The sequence below is a fragment of the Thiolapillus sp. genome, assembly GCF_048562965.1.
In the GTDB taxonomy this organism is placed as follows: Bacteria; Pseudomonadota; Gammaproteobacteria; order Chromatiales; family Chromatiaceae; genus Thiolapillus; species Thiolapillus brandeum_A.
The window spans coordinates 1-5,573 of record NZ_JBHNMF010000208.1 but is presented as its reverse complement, the minus strand read 5'-3'; the positions used below and the strand labels follow the sequence as shown (position 1 = coordinate 5,573).

The 5,573-nt window shown below is 45.7% G+C and carries 4 protein-coding genes and 1 pseudogene; 4 read left to right on the top strand and 1 reads right to left on the bottom strand.

The features are described from left to right. From ACOCD2_RS11425 to ACOCD2_RS11410, 4 genes and pseudogenes are all read left to right on the top strand, one after another. Positions 1-458: pseudogene (locus tag ACOCD2_RS11425) on the top strand (hypothetical protein); the annotation flags it as partial. Beyond that, a complete protein-coding gene (locus ACOCD2_RS11420; RefSeq protein WP_293652693.1) occupies positions 458-3,106 on the top strand; it encodes a TrlF family AAA-like ATPase in 2,649 nt (882 codons plus the stop codon). The pseudogene ACOCD2_RS11425 and the gene ACOCD2_RS11420, both read left to right, overlap by 1 nt. After that, positions 3,085-4,242: an RNA-binding domain-containing protein gene (locus tag ACOCD2_RS11415; protein WP_293647971.1), complete on the top strand. Its 1,158-nt coding sequence runs from the start codon at positions 3,085-3,087 to the stop codon at positions 4,240-4,242. The genes ACOCD2_RS11420 and ACOCD2_RS11415 overlap by 22 nt, the downstream gene beginning before the upstream one ends. A 60-nt stretch (positions 4,243-4,302) precedes the next feature. Beyond that, a complete protein-coding gene (locus ACOCD2_RS11410; protein WP_305800619.1) occupies positions 4,303-4,659 on the top strand; it encodes a hypothetical protein in 357 nt (118 codons plus the stop codon). Between the two features lie 115 nt (positions 4,660-4,774). Here the strand turns inward: ACOCD2_RS11410 and ACOCD2_RS11405 are convergent, their stop codons facing one another. Beyond that, on the bottom strand, positions 4,775-5,086 hold the full coding sequence (locus ACOCD2_RS11405; RefSeq protein ID WP_305801897.1) for a hypothetical protein: 312 nt from the start codon (positions 5,084-5,086) through the stop codon (positions 4,775-4,777). Positions 5,087-5,573: the final 487 nt, after the last annotated feature.

Sequence of the window (5,573 nt, the reverse complement as noted above, 5' to 3'; positions counted from 1 at the left end):
GACGCCGCGTTCGGAGGCCTACTTTGTTTTCCCTCTGGCGCAAGGCACGCCGGGAAAACAGTGCGGCCTCGCAGCTACTGGGGTCTACCAGCCTTCGCTTCGCTCTCCATGGCTGGCAGCGCCTGCGCAACCTGCCAAAAGACGATCCTGCACTCATTTCCAAAGCCCGCGACCGTTGGTACGTGCCTGACCCCAACAAGGCAGGAGACCTGGAAAAACTACGTGAAAAAGCCCTGCTCAAAGAATTTGATGAATACAAACAGCGTAAAGGGAAGTTCAAGCGTAACGAAACATTCCGAATGGAAGCCATCCGTGCAGGGTTCAAGAAAGCCTGGCAGGAACGCGACTACCAAACCATCATTAACGTGGCTGAAAAGATCCCTAATAAGGTTCTCGAAGAAGATCCGAAACTGCTCATGTGGTACGACCAGGCAGTGACAAGAATGGGAGGCGAATAATGACCGTTTGCAATGAGAAGTTTCCTAATGGAGGCCGTTGGCTACGAGCAGACTTCCATCTTCATACTAAAGCGGACAATGAGTTTCCCTATTCTGGTGAGGAGAATTCGTTTATATCGGATTATGTTAATGCTTTGAATAAGTCGCGAATCAAGGTGGGTATCATTACGAACCATAACAAATTCGCATTAGATGAATTCAAGGCACTTCGTAAGAAAGCACGTAAAAAGGGCATCTATTTACTTCCAGGAGTGGAGTTGTCGGTCAAAGAAGGTTCTAACGGCGTGCATATGCTTGTTGTATTTTCTGACGACTGGATTTCAGATGGTAGAGACTATATTAACCCGTTTATAGTGTCAGAATTTCAGGGGAGAACGCCCGACCAATATGAAAACGAAAACGCTTGTTCAAATAATGACATTCTTACGACATTGAAGCATTTGCACGACCAAAATAAGCAGTTTTTCGTCGTTTTTGCACATGTAGAACAAAACAGTGGTCTTTGGAAATCTCTTGATGGTGGTTTGTTCAAGAAACTCGGGCAGTCGCCAATCTTTCAGCAATATACATTAGGATTTCAGAAAGTCAGGTCATATAACAAAGTAGAACAAGGAAAGCCTTGTCGAACTAAGGTAAAAGACTGGCTCGAAGGTTGGTGCCCAGCTGAAGTCGAAGGGTCTGATCCCAAAGCCATCGATCAAATTGGCAAAGGGCAGACAACCTACCTGAAAATAGGTGATTTTACGTTCGGTGCTGTCAAGTATGCACTCCTTGATCACGCAAATCGCCTTGCTACCGAACCAACGACCTATAAGCACTCACATATTCTGAGTGTTTCCTTTGATGGTGGTGTGCTCGATGGGAAAACCGTAAACCTGTCACCAGAGCTGAATACACTGATTGGTATTCGAGGTAGCGGAAAATCGTCCATTGTGGAGGCGATTCGCTATGCATTGGATATACCGTTTGGTGTTAAGGCGCTGGACACTGATTACAAACGGAATCTTATTGATCATGTTTTAGGCAGTGGCGGCAAGGTAACCGTTCATGCCGTGGATTCCCGGGGGCAGCGGTATGAAATCCGGCGTATAAACAAGGAAATGCCGGATGTGTACATAGACGGCATACTTCAGCTAGGTATTTCAATTCGCGAAACCATTCTTCATAAGCCTATTTATTTTGGGCAGAAGGATCTCTCCGCGACCGGTGAGGGTTTTGAGAAAGATCTGGTGGAAAAACTGGTCGGCGAAATACTATCCGAGATTCGTTCACGAATTGAGATGCAGCGCCAGAAAGTTTCTGAACTTGTGAGTCAATTGAAAAAACTTTCAAACACCGAGGAAAAGAAAAAGGAGTATGAAGATAAAAAGCGTGATGCCGAATTTCGACTGGAATTCTATAAAAAACATGGTGTTGAAGAGAGATTGCAAAAGCAGGTTGATTTCGATGCGGATTCGAGGAAATGCACGAATGTGATTTCATTCGTCCAGTCTTATTTGGCCGATCTTGACGGGTTTGTCAGTCAATACGAGGATGATTTGGCAAACCAGCGTATCTATACATCAAAACAGAACAAAGATTTTTTTGACGAGTTCTTTGCTGTCTATGACAAGCTGATCACATCTTTTGGTCAGATAAAAAATGCGTTATCGGAAGGCAATGTCGTATTAACACAGTTAAAAGAAAAAGCCAGTGACTTTGAAAAGCTCAAAGAAAGTCTTAAGGAGGAATTTGCAGAGATTGAACGGAAATTATCCGAGCAATTACGCCAATCTGGCGCCCAAGCTATTCGGCCAGATGAATTTCGCCAGCTTCGAAAAACCGTTGAGCAGACAAGTCAGCTGATTCGTGCTCTGGATAAGCAGGAGTCTGTTCGCAATAATCTGCAACAAGAATTGTTGAAGGAATTAGCGAAATTGAATGATCTTTGGAGGGAGGAGTACAAGGCAATCCATGCCGAACTGGATAAAGTCAATAGCAGCCATTCTTCCCTTGAAATCAAAGCTGAATTCAAGGGCGATAAGACGGCGTTTCTTACATTTATGAGGGATATTTACAGGGGGAGTCGCATCCGGGAGGCAACGCTTTCTCACCTGGTGGATGAATTTTCTGATTTTGGAGCAATCTATAAGGAACTTTCCAAGGCCAAGGGTTTGCTTGGCAATTCTGCCCAGGTGTTTAAAAAATATTTCATCGATAATCTTTCGGCGCTTCTGACGTGGCAACCCCCAAATCGTTTTGTTATAGAATATCGCGGTAAAGAGTTAAAGCATCACTCACTGGGACAACGAGCATCAGCACTCATTCTTTTTGTCTTAAGCCAGCAGGAAAATGATGTATTCATCATTGATCAACCGGAAGATGATCTCGACAATCAGACAATATACGAGGACGTGATCAAGCTTATTCGCACACTTAAACATAAAACTCAGTTTATTTTTGCCACTCACAACGCCAATTTTCCTGTACTCGGTGATGCGGAACAGGTTATTTCCTGTTCATATTCAGATGAAGCCATCCAAGTTCTTTCCGGGAGTATTGATTGTCCAAAAATGCAACAGGAAATAGTCGATATCATGGAGGGAGGGGAAGAGGCATTTGAACAACGCAAAAGAAGGTACGAGATATGGAAACCGCAGAACTCCTAGAAATTATTGGCAGGGATGAGGACAGCAAACACCAGTTTAAAGCCAATGTGACTAATGAAACATCCTTAGCACAGGAAATGGTCGCGTTTAGCAATTCCGGGGGTGGCTCCATATTTATTGGTGTAAGCAATGACGGTACGTTTACCGGGCTTGGGAGAGAAGATATAGGCCGGTTAAATCAGCTTGTATCAAACGCCGCATCCCAGCAGGTCAGACCACCCATTAACCCACAAACGGAAAACATTTCTACGCCGGAAGGTTTGGTTATGCGCGTTGTTGTCCCGGATGGTATAAGCAAACCCTATATGGATAAGAACGGCGTGATATGGGTAAAAAGTGGAGCAGATAAACGCAAGGCAACTTCCAGAGAAGAGATTCAGCGGCTTTATCAGAGTGCTGGATTGATTCATGGGGATGAAATACCGGTTCCCGGAATGACAGTATCCGACCTTGATGTTGATTATTTCAAAGCATTCTTTGAGAAAAATTTTGGGGAGACATTAGAACAGCAGGATGTATCTCTTCCGGATATTTTGCATAATATGAACCTGATGAAGGATGGTGTTCTAAATATCAGTGGAGCATTACTGTTTGCGAAAAAACCGAGCTATAAACTACCTATGTTTATCGTGAAGGCCATTGCGTTTCCAGGCAACGATATTCATGAAACCAATTATCAGGATAGTAGGGATATTACTGGGAAGCTGGCAGATGTTTTTCAGCAGAGTATGAGTTTTGTCCTTGGGAATATTCACCATATACAAGGTGATCAGGATGTCAATGCGCCTGGTCAGCCAGAGATCCCATCAATTGCACTGGAAGAGCTGATTGCCAATGCTCTTATCCATCGCGATTACTTTGTCTCAGCTCCGATACGGATATTTGTCTTCGATAACCGTGTGGAAATAATCAGTCCTGGGCATTTGCCGAATAATCTAACTGTTGAAAATATTAAAAGTGGTAATTCGAATATACGCAATCCGATTCTAGCGTCTTTTGCGACAAAAATACTGCCTTATCGTGGTCTTGGTAGTGGCATTACACGTGCATTAAAAGCCTATCCAGATATACATTTCGAGGATGACCGCGACGGAAATCTCTTTAAGGTAATTATTCCACGAGTGGTGCATGAGTGATACCTGGCAATACAGCACCATCCATAATAGCGCCTGCAAGGTCATAGAAGAACAGACCTTGTGGGGGCAGACGGTTTGTCGTGTCTGGTTGCCAAACAGGACGCGGTTGTGCGCGTACCCATTACTGCCTTGCGACCACTGAGTGCAGATCTGCAGCCCGATGTTGAGGCTGGGCGGATCACCTATGTCGCGGCGGCTGCCAAAGTGGCTGAGGTACTGGAAGGTTCCGCCAGCGTTACAGATGGCCATGTGTTGCTGGCGCCCATGGAGTCCAATGTCATTCCTCTGCCGCATCAGATCCATGCCTTGTCCCGGGCCATTTCTGGAGACCGTGTGCGTTACCTATTGGCCGATGAGGTTGGTCTCGGCAAGACCATCGAAGCCGGTCTGGTCATGCGCGAACTCAAGCTGGGGTAGTGACCGGGTAGCTACGATAACCGCCAACTTTTTTGGCAGGTGATTTTCCTACGGAAAATTGCGGTTTGAGGTTGGGTTTGCGAGGGTGAAACCGCAACTTTCTGCGCAAATGCCCTCAGCAGTGGTTATCATCCAGTTCAATCAGTCGCTTATTCATGTCTTCTTTGAGTAATGGCCGCTCCAAGAGCGAATAGAGAATATCGATTGCCCTGGCATGACCGATGACCTCATTATGGTCTTTAACGGGCTTTCCCTTGACCGTCAGCCCCTCTGAAAGCACAAAGCTCGTTTCCGCCAGGGTCAGGGTATTACCTTCAATAGCGGTTGAGCTATGGGTCCACAAATCACGCAACTGTCCCAGTACGGACGCCTTGAGGTCATCATCCAAATTGCGGAGAAACGGCAGATGCTTTTCTCTATGTTTCATGTTGCCCCCCCCGTGATATTTTTCTTCCGGTACTGCTCAACCTCACGAACAATCCGCCGTGCCGGCCAGGGTATTGCCACCACCCAACAAACGAACAACACCAGCCCAGCTATCAGGTTGTCGTACTTAAAATCATTTCCTCGCGTATGCGATAACCAACGGCGGCACATGTTTTCGAGGGTTCCATCGGCTCAACTCAATCCTGTGCCCGCTACCCCATTTAAGCGTTGCCATGCGCACAGCGTTTTTCAAACCATGTACATAGTCATCTTGCAGCAACTCACAGTCCCCATCATCAAAATCCGCCCAGACTTCGTAGTGATACCTTGGCATATCGGCCATTTGTATGACCTCAATCCGAGTCACGGTTACTAGAGTTTAGAGTAAGCAACATTGTTCCACCGTATATTTTCGGGTGAAATAAAGTTGCTATTTTGTTCATACTGCCCGTTAGAGCTTGTTCTATACGCTGATTGCTGCATCCTGC

Bases quoted from the DNA above. Each gene is read 5' to 3' on its own strand.
- ACOCD2_RS11420 (WP_293652693.1), top strand. From the start codon at position 458: ATGACCGTTTGCAATGAGAAGTTTCCTAATGGAGGCCGTTGGCTACGA.
- ACOCD2_RS11415 (WP_293647971.1), top strand. From the start codon at position 3,085: ATGGAAACCGCAGAACTCCTAGAAATTATTGGCAGGGATGAGGACAGC.
- ACOCD2_RS11405 (WP_305801897.1), bottom strand. From the start codon at position 5,086: ATGAAACATAGAGAAAAGCATCTGCCGTTTCTCCGCAATTTGGATGAT.